6 protein-coding genes and 1 pseudogene are annotated in these 18150 nt (G+C 51.2%); 1 reads left to right on the top strand and 6 read right to left on the bottom strand.

The annotated features are described in order from the left end of the window. Positions 1 to 68: 68 nt before the first annotated feature. From HH215_RS27835 to HH215_RS27815, 6 genes and pseudogenes are all read right to left on the bottom strand, one after another. Positions 69 to 3026 carry an S-layer homology domain-containing protein gene (locus HH215_RS27835; RefSeq protein ID WP_169282855.1) on the bottom strand — a complete coding sequence of 986 codons (2958 nt, stop codon included), beginning with the start codon at positions 3024 to 3026 and terminating at the stop codon, positions 69 to 71. A 3-nt stretch (positions 3027 to 3029) separates the two neighbouring features. Continuing rightward, positions 3030 to 3587, bottom strand: a pseudogene (locus HH215_RS37235) (NIDO-like domain-containing protein); the annotation flags it as partial. 272 nt (positions 3588 to 3859) lie between these two features. Continuing rightward, the gene (locus HH215_RS27830; protein WP_169282854.1) at positions 3860 to 8140 is read right to left on the bottom strand and encodes an AAA family ATPase; all 4281 of its coding nucleotides are present in this window, start codon (positions 8138 to 8140) and stop codon (positions 3860 to 3862) included. A 299-nt stretch (positions 8141 to 8439) separates the two neighbouring features. Next, positions 8440 to 10764, bottom strand: a complete 2325-nt coding sequence (locus HH215_RS27825; RefSeq protein WP_169284609.1) for a type IA DNA topoisomerase — start codon at positions 10762 to 10764, stop codon at positions 8440 to 8442. Positions 10765 to 11163: 399 nt separating this feature from the next. Next, positions 11164 to 12549 (bottom strand): sensor histidine kinase, encoded by a 1386-nt coding sequence (locus HH215_RS27820; protein WP_169282853.1) that lies wholly within the window; start codon positions 12547 to 12549, stop codon positions 11164 to 11166. After that, positions 12546 to 13229: a response regulator transcription factor gene (locus HH215_RS27815; RefSeq protein WP_169282852.1), complete on the bottom strand. Its 684-nt coding sequence runs from the start codon at positions 13227 to 13229 to the stop codon at positions 12546 to 12548. The genes HH215_RS27820 and HH215_RS27815 overlap by 4 nt, the downstream gene beginning before the upstream one ends. A gap of 306 nt (positions 13230 to 13535) precedes the next feature. Here HH215_RS27815 and HH215_RS27810 point away from each other — a divergent pair, with 306 nt between their 5' ends. Further along, entirely contained in the window at positions 13536 to 18104 is a 4569-nt protein-coding gene (locus HH215_RS27810) for a galactose-binding domain-containing protein (RefSeq protein WP_254450249.1), read from the top strand. The last annotated feature ends 46 nt before the right edge of the window (positions 18105 to 18150 follow it).

Genomic DNA, 18150 nt, shown 5'->3' with positions numbered 1-18150 from the left:
AAAGCCAATAACTAAGCGTTTTACGGCTTGAGTTGTTGGCTTTCTAGATTTGTAAAATGAGATTTAGACTATTTGTTCTTATGTGTCAACATTTTCAGCAGTACGGTTACGGCTTCTGCTCTTGTCGCATTATCTTGCGGAGCAAACTTGTTGCCGCTTTTCCCTTGTACAATGCCAGCTTGCTTCGCGATAGCAACGCTACCCTTCGCCCAAGCTGGAATATCCTTGTCATCCGCGAAGCCTGTTGTTGCGTTCGCTTCACTGGATTTACCTAGAGCGTTGGCAATCATCACTGCCATCTCCGCGCGTGTAACCTCTGCATTCGGGCGGAAGCTTCCGTCATTGCCGCCTTTAATAATGCCCGCTTGCACACCTTGAGCCACCGCATTCTTAGCCCATGCTCCGATTGTCGCGTTATCTGTGAATTTCAGCTCCGCTCCATTACCTTGCGGCTTCAACGCATTCATCAACATAACTGCGAATTCTGCACGGGTCACGGTAGCGTTCGGCTTAAACGTGCCATTGGCGTACCCTTTGACGATACCGCCGTACACAGCTTGTTTGATGCTCGCTTCAGCCCAATGTCCCGCGATATCGCTGAATTTAACTTCTTCTGTTGCTGGTTTGGTTGTCGGTTCTGTCGATTGCTCTGATACCGGCAATCCTGTTTTCTCATCTACAACAAGCGCTGCAAACTTCGTGAAATGATTAACATCTGCACTAATGCGATCTTTACTGATTTTGCCGCCTTCGACCTTCACCCACGTTTTCTTTACTTCATCGTAGTAGAAGATAGCTACCGTCTGGCCGCTCTTCAGTTTCGATGGATCGAAAGATATCGTGATCGTAACCGGTTTATCGAAGTTTTCCGTGAAGTTCTTCAGAATCTCGTAGACCGAGCTCGCTAAAATCTCTTTGTTGCTAAGTAAACCTTGCGTACTCAATACCTTCTCGATCGTGAGTTCCAGTTGCTTCTTCGAAGCATTGGCCGGAATGGCGATCTCGATTTCATTATTCAAGCTGACTTCACCAGCTTTACCTACTGGAAGAGTAAGCTTACCATCCTTTGATGTAACGGTACTCGAACCTCCTCCGCCACCGCTTGAAGGAGTTGGTGTAACAGGTGGGGCTGCACGGGTTACGGTTACTGAATACAGCTTGTTGCTGCCATCTTCTGCCGTGAGAACCAGTTCGATCTGATTGCTGCCTGATTTAAGCGGCAATTGACCGCTTGTCTGTCCGCTTGCTAGATTTACCGGTCCAAGCACAAGCGAATCTGCACCATCGTACAAGCTCAAAGCCACGTTCCCATAGACCGCATCGCTAACGGTGGCCGTTACGGTCGTGCTGGATACGGAATAGGGAACGCTTGCCGTATACGCATATACGCTTTCGCTTACGGATTGCTCCAAAGTTATTCCGCTTAAGTTCAGCGTATTCAAGCTCGCGCTAGAGCTAAAGGTCTTGAACGTCTCATCTTGACCGTAGGTGATGACGGCTCCTGAGACCGCATAAGCCCGTATGTGGTAGGTTGCTCCCGATTGCAATCTGTCGATAATGACCGAGTAATCTCCCGTTCCGGTTGTATCTGCAACCCTTCTATTGTCGTTAATCGTCGGATTGGCATTCAGAGAGTATGCGATTCCCCGCTCGGAAATGATTTCGTTGCCATTGGCAATAACATGACCTCCGACCGTCGCCGTCATGCTCGTAATCGAGCTTGCCCCGCTCGTTGCGACATTAATCGATTGAGTAGATGCTAGCGCGAATCGATAGGTGTTCGAGAAAGTATAGCCTGCATCATTCAAAGCCACCACTTTCCAATAATACCCCATTCCTTCTTCCAACCCGCTAACGTTCAAGTTGTTTTGCGCTACCGTTTCATCTAGGACAATCGATTTAAACTTGGCATCCGTAGCGATCAATACCCGGTAGGAGGTTGCACCGCTTACGTCGCTCCATTGCAAATTCGGGGCCGATAAGGAACCGTCGGCCGGACTTACCGCAGTCGGAGCGGCAGGCAAAGTATTCAGCGTCAGTAAAATAGGTTCGTACACAGCATTTGCCGTTATCGTATAGCTACCAAGACCATCTGGAATAAAGCGGATCGCTTGTTTCTCCGACACCTTCTTGATATTCCCGGATTTAGAGTAGTTTACGCTTCCCAAAGATCCCCTTAATCCGATATCCGCATAGCTGCCAAATGCGCGTTCGCCATAATCGAACCCTACAAGATTAGGGTATTGAAACTGAATTTCATTCGTCGATTCATAGAGAATGATTTGAAAGGTACCAAACGGATCCAGTTGATCATAGTCGCAACACAATCCCATATTCGTATATTGAATTACGAATTTCTGATCCGGATCCGATTCGGCTCCTATAGTCTTATAGATCACTTTCGTCATTGGACTGAGCTCAAGACCGTTATAATCATCGGAGAAAGGGAACATATAATAATAGCTATTCGGATCCTGGAATCTAATTTCTCCATACCATTCGGCAATTAGTTGCGTAAATTGTTCACCGAACAGATCAAACGCGAAGCCGATGTCGAGCAAAGGATTATTGTTATCGAACATTGCTTCATCCCCGTAAAAAGGAGTTTCTACCGGCTGATTCAATGGCTTCGAATATGTGTCTGAATTCGGCACCAAGAAACGATAAGTATTCGAAAAAGTATAACCGTTATCGTTAATGGCAACGACTTTCCAGTAATATATACTCCCGTATTCTAACCCGCTTACGGAGTAAGAGTTTTGTCCGATACCGCTTTGATCCTTCACGATCGTCTCAAATTCGGCATCCGCGGCGATCACCAAACGATAAGAGCCCGCATCGCTCGCTTCGTTCCATTGGAACGTCTGAGTCGAGGCGCCATAGCCGCCGTCCGCCGGACTAACCGCCGCCGCTACGCCCGGATGGCCATTCGTGATTAAGAGAGCTGGTTCGTAAGCGCTATGTTCCGCAATCCTATAGCCGCCTTGTTCGTCGCTAATAAACCGAATCGCTTGTTTCTCGGTCAAACTCTTAGTTTGAGTTGAATGAATTGTTGATTGATTAACGCTCCTTATATGGACCGTTGCATTTGTACCGAATGCACGATTATCGAGAAATCCCATAAGAGTAAGATATTGAAATTGAATATCATTCGTCTCTTCATACAGGATTACTTGAAAGGAACCCATAGGATCCAGTGGCGAATTACGAGTGCTGTAAAATGTCATATTCGTATATTGAATGACGAACTTCCGTTTAGGTGCTTCTCCGATCGTCGTATACAGGATTTTGCTCTTCGTAGTCATATATAGATCATCACTGAAAGGGGAGATTTCGTTAGTGTTGTTATCGTTATTAAAATGGAGGCGACCATTGGGGGAAGCGATCATTTTGTCAAACGTGTTCCCATAGAAAGTGAAAGAGAAAGGCATATCGAAGACATCGGAGTCCTGATCATCAGCAAAATTGACCTCATTGCCGTTATCTCGGAACACCACTTCCTTTACTTCCGGACCACTTATTAGCGTCTCCACCGGCTGAGGCTTATAATCCGAACTGGCAGCCGAAGCCTTAGACGAAATAAACATCGAACCCCAGCTCACGATTAAAGCAAAACATAAAAATAATACTAAACTCTTTCTCAAACTCTTTGTTCCTCGCATTATCAATTCTCCTTTTTAACTATAAATCATCATTGCAATCAAGCCCTAAATCCCCATTTCACACGAGGTAATATAACACCCTCCCTTAAAAAAAGAACCTAACTAAAGTTAGTTTTGCGCAAATAAAGTCGAAAAAGCCAACGATCGGGCGCATAATGGCACCAATCGTTGGCTTTCAGTTTATCTACCCTGTAAAGCTAATCTAGTATTCCCAGTTCTCTCGCGCGCGCAATCGCCTGAGCTCTCCGTTTGACTCCTAGCTTGCTGTACAGATGAAATAAGTAATTTTTGACTGTACCTTCCGTTAATCCGAAACGAAAAGCGACTTCCTTGTTGGATAATCCGTCCGCCAGCGCGTACAGAATTTCCGCTTCTCGGTTCGACAGCGATTCTAAGAGCGGCTGTAACTCATTGACGGAACTGACCGGTAGACTGTCTCCAGATTCGCTTGTCGCGCTGATCCGCGTACGGGAATCCTCCAACGACTTCAAGTACACCATTCGGGTGATCATAAGATCCAACACTTCAAGCCTCTCCGAAGTAAATACGCCGGGGATCAAATTATTTTCCAAATAAAGCACGGAAGATTGCGATTGTCCCGGAAAAAGAACAGGCATGCACAGAACGGACTTCGGCTGGATGGAGCGGATATAAGGATCTGCCGCATAAGCGCTGCGCGAAGCATCCGAGAGTACGACCGATTCCCCCGTCTTGACGACATAACGTACGATCGCGTCCGCGTAACAACCCTCTACTTCGCTACCTACTCTCTCACCTAACTGGTTTTCGATAGATAAGCCATTATCGAAACTATTCAACACATATCCCTGTTCCGCGCCCGAATAACTAATCGCCGACTCTAGGAAGAGGTGCATCACGTTATGACTGTCCTCTGATCTCGCCCATTCCGAAATTTTCTTTATGAGAGTTTTTTCGTCGACGTTTATTTGCATGATCTCGCGCGTAGCTTGAATGGATCCTTCTTCATCAACTACGGTAACTCGATTCACTTGCCGTTCAACTCTTGCCGCTTCAAGCTCCGGGTTTGCTTCTCTTAATTTTCTCGCTTTTGCTGTAGCTCCCCATACCGAATAGGCATCGCAAGCATCTGCCAATAGGATATCCGCTCCGGTAGTACTCCCTGCTTCCCTATAAAATAATGACGCCCGTTCGCAAGAGATGGCTTCTATTAAACGGTTTCCTTCGCTGCGTGCTTCCCGGATCGCGTCTTCGTACCCTCTTGCGGCATCTACGCGATTTCCGTCGATTCGCTGCAGCTCGGCCTTGACGAGTAAGCAAGCCGAAGACTTCCGCCCGTAATAGTCGGACCATTTCTTCATCTCTTGCAATTGTTGAGCAAGCTTGTCACGAATGCCTTTGCGCTCTTCCGGCGGAGCATCCGAATGAATGGCTGCCAGCGTCAACGAATGATAAACATGCTGTTTGCGGACTTGCATCCGAGTCTGTCTGAACGTGTTGAACTTGCCTTGCTCCACCCATTCGAGAGCTTCATCGTAGCGTCCGAACAAATAGGAGATTTCAATCTTGCAGGAGCAAGTATAATAGACCTCATGGTTCAGCGTTTCCTCGAACCGTTCGTTCTGCACCGGCATCGCGACTTCATCGTTTTCTCCAGCCAGGCCCTGCAATCTTGCTAAATACCATCTCGCAATTCGAAAGATGTTAAGCGTGACTTTATCTACAAGCTGCTGCGGAACATCTTCAAAAGTCGTTAACCGGGCGGACAAGGAATCTAAATTTCCGACATGGGTCGTCGCGCTCGTCAGCATCGCTATATTCACGTAAGTCAGATTGGCGGATTCCATCCCATAACGCACGGATTGCTCGAGATGCTCGACGCCTTCGTCCGGATCGTGCAAGAGCACTGCGAGTCCCATAATATAGTGCAATCGGCATAGCAGGTCCGCGCTGTCCAAAGAGGCCGATAGTCGAAATGCCGTATTTATATAATAAAGTCCGGTTTGGAAGAAAGAAATCTTGTTCCTAAGAATAACCAAACCGTAACCCGCAAGGATATAAGCAAATGCTTCGTTGTTTCCATGTTTCAAGCCATAGCGAACAAATCTGGAAAACAACACGGCGGACAGTTCCAAGCTTAAAGTAAACACAGATGTCGACATCGCCTTTACCAGTTCCGACAAAGCTTTGTAATGGGAATCGTGGTTAACGGGAAGATTCGGCAATTTATTACGCATGCCGTTCAATGCGATCTGCGTCATGGCCACTTCTTTGACAACGAGCGATGTAGACGGCTTCATCGACAGCTTCCACCCGAATTCCGCTAGTGCCTGTAGACCGATCCCCACGGCGAGAGAATCTCTCTTGAGATACGCGTTCATCGTTATTCTAATCAAATAAATACGGGAACGCTCAACCTGATCGGCGGTACGGGCCATCAAAGATTCGAGCAGCTCTTCCGCACGATCGACGCGCCCGCACATATATTCGCATTCGGGCATCTCCAGCATGATGCGATAAGCAAGCGAATCGGTCTCCGCCCCATCGTCCCGAGCGAGATCCAAACCGATTTTCAGAAAATGCAAAGCAGCCTCGTAGGCTGTCGTCGCTTTCGATTTCAATCCTGCCTGAAGATTAAAGCCGGCCAGTTCCGTTCTTTCCGCTTCGTCCGTCATCTTGCCGCTACCCAAGTTTAAATGATAGACCTTATCGAAGATAGATTGTTCGGGGATATCCGATGAATGGTCGCGCATAACCCGTCCAATCTTAAGATGCAGGCGCGCATGTTCCGTTTCGGGAATCATTTGATACGCGACTTGCTGCACCCGATCATGTAGGAAAGTAAAATAACCACCTTCCGCTTCCGCTGCGTCGGAATCTTTCTCAAGCGACAATAGTCCCTCTTCCTCTACTGAATGCAGAAGCTGGCGGATATGGGGCAAGGAACGGCCGCTTACTAGAGCAACGGTCGACGGATGGTAACGATGACCGATGGCGGCTGCTATGACAAGAAGTTCGATCGTTTCAGGGGGAAGCATACGGATGCGAGTTGCTATTAACTCCAGAATGTCCGGATCCTCGGGCATCTGCGCGACTACTGCCTCATCCCATTTCCAGACTGCTTGATCCTCGCAATAATAAAGCTTTTTCTCCCGGTAGAGACTATCCAGCAGACGGTGTAAATATAGCGGATCGCCGCCTGTTCGATGGTAAAGGAATTCCGCCAACAATCGGATGCGAGCCGAATTTTCGTTCAAAAGATGGGATATAAAATGTCTTACATCGATGTAGGATAACGGAAGGAGCGCAATATGTTCAATCTGTAGAGGATTATCGGACTTGCTCAAGGAAAAGGATCGATCAATCCATAATTCCGCATCGGCTTGGGTCTCTCCATGATCCTTCCGGTGCGGTGCCGATTCGTCCCGGAACGCGCCAATGATTAATAAATGATGCAAGGAAGAGTCGAATACGACCGAACAAAGAACATCCATCGTAGCCGGATCGGCCCATTGGAGATCGTCCAGGAAAATAACGAGAGGATGTTCCCTACTCGCGAATACTTGAATAAAAATAGGCAACAACCGGCGAAAACGAATAGCCGCTTCGGCAGGAGCCAGTTGTTCCACGGAACGAAGCTCTCCAAGAAGCTTCGCCGCTTCCGGTAGAAGCTGAACAATAACGCCGGCTCCTTGGCCTAACGCCAGCTTTAACTCTACTCGCAGCTTCTCGACTGTTTCCGGAGATTCGCTCCAAACTTGCCGAATCAAACTTCGAAGCGCCTGAAGGATCGGCGAGAATGGAATATCCCGATTCATTAAATCGCATTTGCCTGCAATATACTGCCCGCCATCTTTAATAACGGGAACCCGAAGCTTGCGGACAAGCGCGGTTTTTCCGCTGCCCGCCCGACCGGAAACGACTACGCAAGCCATTCCTCCCGATCGAGCCCGCTCCAATGCTCCATGAAGCTTATCCACTTCCGTTTCACGTCCGAATAGGATAGGCGGGAGCCGAAAGCGGCTGGCCTCATCCTCCCGGGCAATTGCGAAAGGAACGATCTCCCCGTTCTTTCTAATAGATGCGTCGCACTGTTGAAGGTCGGTTAACAACCCGTACGCGCTCTGATAACGATCTCCCGGCATCTTCGCCAGCAGCTTCATGATAATGCTTTCCAGCAAGCCCGCGCTCTCCGGTCGTAGCTCGCTCAGAGTTTTCGGCACAATCGTTAGGTGGGCATACACCCAATCTTCGGCGGTGTCGGCTTGGAACGGCAGGCTCCCTGCAAGTATTTCATAGAAGATCATGCCTAGCGCATACAGGTCGCTACGTTGATCGGGAGCACGATTAATTCTGCCCGTTTGTTCGGGAGAGAGATAAGCGTAGTCCAATGTTCGATTGTTCGAAAGCTCAGCTAATCTCAGATCCGCTTGGAAGCAAACACCCGCAGGATTCAAATCCCCAATGACCGTCTCCCGCTTATGGATCGAATGTACCATTTTCGTTAGAGCTACTGCTATATGTAAAAAAGACGAAAGTTCCATGGGCGATTTGTTCAACAAGTCCTGTAGCCTAATTTTCTCTGTTTGTGAGATGTTAACCCATCCTTCGTGAGCCGCTTATATCTGCTCTTTCAGTTCTCTTCTTATTCTACCATTAATTTTCAAAGAGTTGACTACGGGTCACGCCGACTAAATGACAAGTTGGAATCTATTTTATTCAGGATTGATCTAACGAGATTTCAAAAAGCCTCCGACCCCGATAGCTTATTGGGGTTGGAGGCTTCTTACCGTATTTTCTATTCCCGCTCAAGTTCAAGCTCGCCCGTCACGGCATTCTTCAAGACGATCCGGGCTTCGTAAGTTTCTTCGCCGTCTTTGCCGCCGAATTTCAGCTTAGCCGTCTTGCCCTTCTCGATGAGCGCTTTGACCATCGTATCGGTTAACGTACGATCGAAGCTTTCTTTCCAGATGACGAAGCCGCAGCCCGTCTTGTAGTTGCTGCATCCGTAGCCTTTGCGCCCCATGAAAATATGGCCGCCGCAGCCGGGACTCGGGCAAATGCCGATCGTGCTCGGTTGTGCGGCGGACGCGGTAGACGAAGCTGACGAAGCAGATGAGCTCGTAGCTTTAGCTGCTCCAGCGCCGGAACTTCCTGCTTTCGCCGAACCCGAGTTGCTCCTCGTTTTCTTCGGAGCCGCTTCCCCGTCCGCCGCCTTCTTGCCTCGCGGAGCCTTGGCTGGAGGCTCCGGCCGCGCAAAAGCATTTTTAGCCGCCGGTCGCTGAACGTTAACCTTGTCAATAATTTGCCACGTGAACTTCTTCACGTTGCCCATGAAAGCGTCCGCCGAGGCTTGTCCGCGGGAAATCTCCGTGAGCCGCCGCTCCCATTGCCCGGTCATCTCCGGCGAAGTAAGCAGCTCGATTCCGGCTCCGCGAATGAGCTCGATGGCAGTACGCCCCTTCGGCGTAATGACGATCTTCTTCCCTTGCATGTCGATATACCCGACCTGCTTCAGCCGTTCGATCGTCGCCGCACGCGTAGCCGGAGTGCCCAGCCCGGAATCCTTCATCGCGTCGCGAAGCTCTTCGTCCTCGATCTGTTTGCCCGCGCTCTCCATGGCCTTCAGCAGCGTGCCTTCGGTGTAATGCTTCGGAGGCTGCGTTTCCTTCTCCTTCACCTCGACTTCGGCGCAGACGACCGGTTGCTGTGGATCGATCTCGAACGGAGCATCCGTCTCCTGTTCCTCGTCTTCCGCGGAACCCGCTCCGTCTTCCTTGTCTTTGCCTTTGTCTTTGCTGGCGGATTTCGGCGCGGCGTCGGCGCCGTAAATCACTTTCCATCCCAACGACAGTAATTGTTTAACCGTAGTCTTGAAGTTCTCCTTCTCTACATCGGTCATCACAGTGTGTACTTTATATTCGGCCGCAGGATAGAAATGGGACAAGAATCGTTTTACGATCAGATCATACAGCTTACGCTCGTCCGGACTGAGTCCTTGCGGTTTTTTCATCGTCGGCATGATCGCGTGATGATCTTCGACCTTAGTCGGATTGCACACGTTTTTGTTGCCCGTATGCACGAGCCTCTTATTCGCACCCTGTACGAAATCCCCATAGTCCGGCGAGCTTCGCATCGCATCCAGTATTTTGTGCATTTCCGGTATGTTCTGCTCGTTCACGTAGTTGGAGTTCGTACGCGGGTAAGAGATCACTTTATGTTTCTCATACAGAGCCTGCGCCACGTCTAACGTCTTCTTGGCCGAGAAACTGAATTTCCCATTCGCCTCCCGTTGAAGCAGAGTCAGATCGTACAGCTTCCAAGGATACTCTTTCGTATCCTTCACCTCGTAGCTGGCGATCGTCCCCGTCTTCCCTCTCACCTTAGCGGCGATCGCTTCGGCTTTGTCGGGATCTGTAAGCCGTTCTCCCTGCCAGATTCCTCTATAGTTAGTCGCCTGTTGCGAGAACAATCCCGTAATGTCGTAAAATTTCAAGGAATCGAACGCTTCGATCTGCTTCTGCCGATCATAGATCAACGCAAGCACCGGCGTCTGCACCCGACCGACGGACAGCAGCTCGTTATGCTTGGTCGTGAACGCGCGCGACCCGTTCATGCCAATAAGCCAATCCGCTTCGCTCCTCGCTCGGGCCGCCTGAGTCAGGTTGTCGTATTCCGTATTGTCCTTCAATTGATCGAAGCCTTTGCGAATCGTCTCCGCCGTAAGGTCGGAAATCCATAACCGCTTGACCGGCTGCCGCAAATGCAAATGCCTCACGATCAGCGAGAAAATATGCTGCCCCTCCCGCCCGGCATCGCAAGCGTTAACGAGCGCATCGCTCCGCGCCGCAAGGTCTTCGATCACCTGCAGCTGATCCTTCGTCCTCGGGTTCGGAAGCAGCTTAAACGCATCGGGAATAATCGGCAGATCGCCGAATCTCCACTTTTTATATTTGTCGTCGTACAAATCGGGCTCGGCTAGTCCGATAAGATGGCCGATCGCCCATGTAATGATGTAGTTTTCGCCCTCCAAGTACGAGCGCTTATTCTGTGCCTTCGGTTCAATGACGGCGGCAATGTTGCGGCCCATATCCGGTTTTTCCGCTATGACCAACGTCTTCAACAAGTGTCGTTCCTCTCCGATAAGAAATCATTTTTCGCTAAATCGATCAACCATTCGTTCTTTATTATACTACACTCCTCGATCGGAGAGGCAACAAAAGCCGAATAGAGGAGAGATTACGCCGGCTGTCGGCATGAGGGGTCATAGCGGAAATCTCTGCCGTTATTCAACTGGGGAGAGAGGTTTGGGGAGCCGGTAACGGAACGGATTTCCGCTATTTTGTCATCCCTACCACCGTTCGAGCAATTGGCGGGGAAATAGCGGAAATTCGTGCCGCTATACGTCGCGAGAGTGAGGTGTGGAGAGGAATAACGGAACGCTGAGCCTTTATACGACAACAATAACGTCAGCATCGAAGGATGGTAGATCGCGATCAGCAACAGGAGAATTAGATCGACCTTAGCGGGGGAAGCGGACGATAAAAGTCGATCCTTTACCCACTTCGCTGCGGACTTCGATCGTTCCTTGATGAAGCGCGATGATTTTACTGACGATGGATAACCCCAGACCGCTGCCCGAAGAGGATCTGCTTCTTACTTTGTCGGCCTTATGAAACCTTTCGAAAATAAGCTTAAGCTCCGATTCGGGTATGCCGATCCCGGAATCGCGGATTTCGACGACGATGCCATCCGCACCGTCGTCTCTGATCTCAACGCTGACCGTACCTCCGATCGGCGTAAAATAAATGCCGTTGGAGATCAGGTTGAGCCATACCTCGTAGAGCAGATGGGCATCCGCGGCAATCGATATTTCAGGCAATTCCAATTCGAGGTTCAGCCGCTTCTCCGACCATTGCCACTCCAGCATAATGATGATCTCGCGGATTTGTTCATCCAGGCGAAAGGTTGTCATTTGCAAGCGCTGGTCTTCCTTATCCAAAGCGGCGAGTTTAAGCAATTGTTTACTTAGAGAAGAAAGCCGCTTGCTCTCCTGCTCAATGATCGTCAAATAACGCTCGGATTGCTTGGCGTTCACCTGCTTGTCCAGCACGGCGCGGGCGAAACCCTGAATAGACGTCAGCGGCGTCTGAAATTCGTGCGAGACGTTCGCCACGAATTCTTGCCTCATCCGATCAAGCTGCCGGATCGATTCCGCCATTCGCGCGAAATGCTCCGCCAAATCCCCGAATTCGTCTTTCCGGTTACGGGACTTCTCCAATCCGACGTTGAAATCCCCTTTGCCGATCTGCTGAGTTGCCTTCTTCAGCACTTGCAGCGGCTTGACGATGAACCGGGTCAGAATGACGATCATGACGAGGCTAACGAGAAAAGTAAAACCGAGCAGAACGGCGACGATAATGCGAATTTCGCCGATCTGCTGCTCCAGATTAGGGCGAATGAAGAGAGCGTTCGATCCATCCTTCGTCGGCAGAGGAATTCCGACGGTGTTGCGAACGCTATTCTCGAATAAGGAAAAGATCTCTAAGCGATTGTTCTCTTCCTTCATGCCGTGGTAGATATCGCCGCTCAATACGGATTGAATTTCCTCATCGGTCAGCTTGCCGCGCTTAAACGCGCCTCCGAACATTTTCCCCCGCATGCTCTCGTCTACGGCGTAAATTTGAAAACCTAACGCGGCGATTCCCGTTAAATAAGTATCCAGATTCATTTCGGAATCTTGCCCGTATAACTCGCGGATACTTTGACCCATTTGCAGTATTTTATCCTCGTTGTTCGTCTTTGTTTTTTCCTGATAATACAGGCTCGTCAGCACGACTCCGATAATGCCGCTCACGAAAGCGACGGCCATGAACGTAAGGACGATACGAACATATAACGTCTTCATGGTTCTTCCCTCGCCTCGAGCTTGTATCCCAGTCCGCGAATCGTCGTAATGACGAAATCTCCCTGGCAGTCGGCGAACCTCTCTCGCAGCCGCTTGATATGGACGTCTACCGTTCGACTATCGCCATCGTAATCCGCTCCCCAGATCAATTGGATCAACTGTTCCCGGGTATAGATTCGCCCCGGCTGGCTAGCGAGCTGCGCCAGCAGTTCGAATTCGCGCAACGGGATCGTAATCGGCTCGTCGCCTAACCGGATCTCGTACCCTTTGCGATCAATGCTCACGTTGCCTAACCGGATCATTTCCGACGACACCATCCGATATCTTCGCAGCAACGCTTTGATACGGAATAGCAACTCCTTCGGCTCGAACGGCTTAACCATGTAATCATCCGTACCGGCCAAGTAACCTTGCTCCTTATCTTCAAGCTGTCCCTTCGCAGTCAGCATAATAACCGGAATATCGTAATGCTCCCGAATTTCGCGGCATAGCTCAAGCCCGTCTAATCCGGGCATCATCACGTCTACGATCGCCAAATGTACCTGCTCGCTCTCGCACAATCGAGAAGCTTGCGCGCCATCCTCGGCTTCGAGTACGACATACCCTTCTTTACTCAGTACTAGTTTAAGCAACTCTCTGATCGAAGGATCGTCATCCGCGACGACAATATGTATTCTCATGCCAGACCCTCCACCGCCGCAACGGCTTCCGTAAGATTTTGGCTTCAGTATATCATAGGATTCATTCCCCATGCCTCCGAGGGACCGCCCTCCTTTTCGAATTGCCCCTTTCAATGATGCATTTCCTCAAACTTCCTTTATTTGCGCTCAAAATCGTTGATTTGTGCAATTGTCCGCCAACAAATAATCGCTTATGTTGTAGAGGCGTGAAAGCGCTTTATACTCTCTTGCCATTCTGAAGGAGGAGTGCCGACTTAGCCCGCATCGGTTTACGAAGTATCCATTCCACGAGGAGGTAAATGAAACATGCAATCCAATACCAGAAGTATTCGCAAGGCGGCATTCCGAACGACTTCTCTGGTTCTTATTCTCTCCCTAATCTTAAGCATCGCGAACGTCTTACCGACCGAGAAAGCAACGGCGGCGCCGGGTTCTTATTTGCTATCGGCGGATCGCACGGCCTACGCCTCGTCGACGGAAGGCAACAATACCGCGGACCTTGCTGTAGACGGCAATACGGCATCCCGTTGGAGCAGCGCATGGGGAGCCGATCCGCAGTGGATTTACGTCGATTTGGGGGCAACAGCAGCGATCGACCAAGTGATTATCCGCTGGGAAGGCGCTTATGCCAAATCGTATAAAATCCAGACGTCCAACGATGAATCCGCATGGACCGACGTCTATTCGACGACCGCCGGAGACGGCGGAGTCGATACGTTAACGCTAGCGGGCAATGGTCGTTATGTCCGGTTGTTAAGCACGGAACGGTTTCTGCCGCAATACGGGGTTTCCGTTCTCGAATTCGAGATTTACGGCACGGGAGGAGTCAACCCGCCGCCTCTCGTATTGGGACCTAACGTCGCTCTGAACAAACCCGTAACCGCATCCTCTTACGAGCAATCCGCCTATTTGCCTCCGGGCTCTACTTTGCCTCAGAACGCAGTGGACGGGAACGCCGCGACGAGATGGTCCTCCAACCCTACGGACGGAGAGTGGATCTACGTGGATCTCGGCAGCGTTCGCACGATCGGACGCATTCGGATCCAGTGGGAAGCGGCAGCCGGAAGAGCGTACGATATCCAAGTCTCCAACAATGCCTCGACCTGGACGACGGTCTATCGGGAATTGACCGGAGACGGCGGACTGAAGGATCTCCCCGTCTATACGAGCGGTCGCTACGTTCGAATGAAAGGGATCAGCAGGGCTACCAGCTTCGGATACTCCATCTTCGAATTGTCGGTCTACGACTACGTTACGGGCGATCCTCAGCCGAACTATCCGATCCCCGCGCTTCCGACTCCCGCGACGGTAGCCGCCGGACAGGGAAGCTACTACACCAACGATATCGCGATGCCCCAGCCTAGGTTTCCGCTCTACAAGAACGCGAACATCACCGCGCCTCTCCCATCCAACGATTGGTGGCAATCCGTTCTTATTAAGAAGCTTGGCGACGGCATCATTACGCTTCCTCTGAAATCCAAATATACGAAACAAGGCTTGAGCGTTCTGAATCCCGGAGCCGGTTGGGTCAACGGGCGTTCCCAAGAAGCGGGAGGAAATCCCGATCTTTACCTCATGGCCAGCAATATCAGCACATCCGCCATGTCGAATAAGATCACCGCTTACGGCGACTGGTCCGCGACGGTCTCGTTAAGCGACAACGCCATCGATAAGATGAAGACGACTTTCGTCAAAGGCTCCCCTTACCTCTACTCCGAGTTCAGCGATCCAACGACTCCGGAGCTATACTTGCCGGCGTCTACCCGTTTCTTCGACGACAGCAACAACACGATATTGGCAACGGACGGCACGACGATCACCGCCGACCATATCGGCTTTACCGTAACGAACGTGGACGGAGCTCCGACCCCTGCGACGGTAACGAGACATTACGGCGTTTTCGCTCCGGCGGGCACGACTTTCAAAAAAGTCGGCTCGAAAATCAAAATCCAATTGGGCGGAGGCCAGAACTATCTGTCCTTGGCTACGCTTCCCACCGTCAGCAACTTGAACTATTTTTACCAGCATGCCTATGCGTTCGTGACGGGCACGACGGTGACTCCGAGCTTCAACCCGACTACTTCGGACGTGACTACCGCGTTTAACGTAACGACTTCGCAGAAGCGCCCGGGATTCCCTACGACGACGTTAATGGCATTGCTGCCTCACCAGTGGAAAATAACGACTACGCCGCTTACGGCACTTTCCTATCCATCCATACGAGGTACGTTAAAGCTCAGCGACGGTAATGCGTTCACGACCGTGGACAAATTTTACGGGATCGTTCCTCAATTTACGGAGCCGGGAGATCCGACGTATTCCCGCCAGACGTTGCTGCAACAGCTGGCCTTGCTAGATCAGGAAACTTCAACCGGATTGATGAAAGCCGACGCCTATTGGCAAGGCAAAGTCCTTCATCCGCTAGCGATGGGCGTATTGATCGCCGATCAGATCGGCGATGCCAATTACAAAGCTTTGTTCCTCGGCCGGATGAAAACCGTGCTAAGCGACTGGTACACGTATACGCAAGGCGAACCTGATTACTTCATGTACTACGACCCGACGTGGGGCACGATGTATTACAAAGCGAGTGAGTTCGGCGCCAATACGGGGATCACGGACCACCATTTCACCTATGGCTACTACGTGTTCGCTTCTGCCGTACTCGCGACGTACGATCAAGATTTCAAGGATAAATACGGCACGATGGTGGAGCACCTCATCCGAGATTACGCCAATCCTTCGAAAACGGACCCTCTCTATCCGTTCTTCCGTAATTTCGATCCGTACGAGGGACATTCCTGGGCGGGCGGTTATGGCGATAACGATAGCGGCAACAACCAGGAAGCAGCCGGCGAATCCTTATTCGGATGGGTCGGACAGTATATGTGGAGCATGCTGACAGGCAACACCGCTTATCGAGACGCTTCGATTTACGGCTTCACGACGGAGCTCAAAGCCGTCGAGCAATACTGGTTCAATTACGACAACGACAACTGGCTTCCTGCCTATACCCACAAAACAGTCGGCCAGGTTTACGGAAGCTCGAACTTCTTCGGCACTTTCTTCAACGGCGATCCCGTTTATGTATACGGTATCCATTGGCTGCCGACGGCCGAATACTTGACGAGCTACGGTTTCAATCCGGCGAAAGCGGGAGCATTGTACAACGGCTTCGTCTCCGATAACGGAGGTCCGGAGACCGATTGGTATCATATTGTCTGGCCGATCCAAGCGTTAAGCAATCCGCAAGCGGTTCTCAACAAGTGGACGACGACCGGCATGCAGAAGAACGAGATTTTCAACACGTATTGGTTCGTTCACAACATGGCGACGCTCGGTCAGCGGACGAAAGACATTTGGGCGACCGGATGGTCAAGCGCAACCGTGTACAAGAACGGCGCCAACTATTCGGCAATCGTGTGGAATCCAACCAATGCTCCCGTCACGGTAACGTTCCGCAATGCGGGGGGTGTAACCGGATCGGCGACGGTGGCCGCCAAAACTTTGACGAAGGTCAATCCGACGACGAATACGAATCCAGGCCAACCGACGCCTCCGCCTGTCCTGTCGGCGGATGCTACTCAGAATACGGTCGGCCAGCCGATCGAAATTGCTTTCGCGGACAATGCGGCATGGAGAAACGCTATCGTGAGCGTCAAGCTGAACGGTACCTCGTTAAGCACGGCGCAATATAGCTTATCGGCCGGCAAACTGAGCCTGGTTCCCGCTTTATTCGCGCAGGCCGGGAATTATGCGATTAGCGTGCAAGCAACCGGATTTTCGGATGCTTCGGTTACGCAAACGATTCTGCCTGCCGGCGGTACGAACTTGAACCTGGCATTAAACAAGACGGTTACGGCCTCCGCGAATCCGCTTCAAGCAGGCGCCTTGGCGGTCGACGGGAACACCGGCAGCCGCTGGGAATCCGCGTTCAGCGATCCCCAATGGATAACCGTCGATTTGGGAGCTCCGGCGACGGTAAGCCGCGTGTTGCTAAACTGGGAAGGCGCCTACGGGAAAGCGTACACGATCGAGGTTTCCGCCGACGGAACGCAGTGGGCAACCGTCTTTTCCACGACTACGGGCGATGGCGGCATCGACGATATCTCATTCGCGCCAGTCAGCGCAAGATACGTGAAAATGAACGGTACGACGCGGGGCTTGCCTTACGGCTACTCGCTGTGGGAGTTCGAGGTCTATGGAAGCGGCGGTACCGGAACGATCGCGGCTCCTACTCTTGTCGCCGATACGACGCTCAACCAAGTCGGCCAGCCGATCGAGATCGACTTTGCGGACAATGCCGCTTGGAGAAGCGCCCTTGTCGGAGTCAAGGTGAACGGTACCGCAGCGGGCGCCGCGCAATATAGCGTGGCAGCCGGCAAAATAACCTTGAACGCTTCCTTGTTCCCGCAAGCCGGAAGCTACGTCATCACCATTCAGGCGAATGGTTATACGGAAGCCTCCGTTCAGCAGGCGATCGTCGCTGGGCCTGCGGTCAACCTTGCCTTGAACAAACCCGCAACGACTTCCGCTAACCCGGTATCGGCGGGAATGTACGCGGTGGACGGCAACAGCGGTACTCGTTGGGAGTCGGCGTTCAGCGATCCCCAATGGATTAGCGTAGATCTCGGCACGGCAGCGACAATCAGCCGCGTTTATCTCAATTGGGAAGGCGCTTATGCCATCTCTTATTCGATCGAGGTATCCGCTAACGGCACGACCTGGTCGACCGTCTACTCCACGACGACCGGAGACGGCGGTATCGACAACGTTACCTTTGCCCCGGTTAACGCTAAATTCGTACGTTTGACCGGCACGCAGCGAGGGACGCAATACGGTTACTCGTTGTGGGATATGGAAGTCTATCCTTAACGGGATATTTAATCGCAAGAGCCGGCCATCAGACCCTGGAGGGGAT

This window comes from Cohnella herbarum (assembly GCF_012849095.1).
Lineage (GTDB): Bacteria > Bacillota > Bacilli > Paenibacillales > Paenibacillaceae > Cohnella > Cohnella herbarum.
The sequence above is the reverse complement of the archived record's forward strand: the minus strand, read 5'-3'. Positions and strand labels throughout refer to the sequence as shown.

Excerpts from the sequence above, each read along its gene's own strand:
- HH215_RS27810 (WP_254450249.1), top strand. The coding sequence starts at position 13,536 with ATGCAATCCAATACCAGAAGTATTCGCAAGGCGGCATTCCGAACGACT.
- HH215_RS27820 (WP_169282853.1), bottom strand. The coding sequence starts at position 12,549 with ATGAAGACGTTATATGTTCGTATCGTCCTTACGTTCATGGCCGTCGCT.
- HH215_RS27830 (WP_169282854.1), bottom strand. The coding sequence starts at position 8,140 with ATGGTACATTCGATCCATAAGCGGGAGACGGTCATTGGGGATTTGAAT.
- HH215_RS27815 (WP_169282852.1), bottom strand. The coding sequence starts at position 13,229 with ATGAGAATACATATTGTCGTCGCGGATGACGATCCTTCGATCAGAGAG.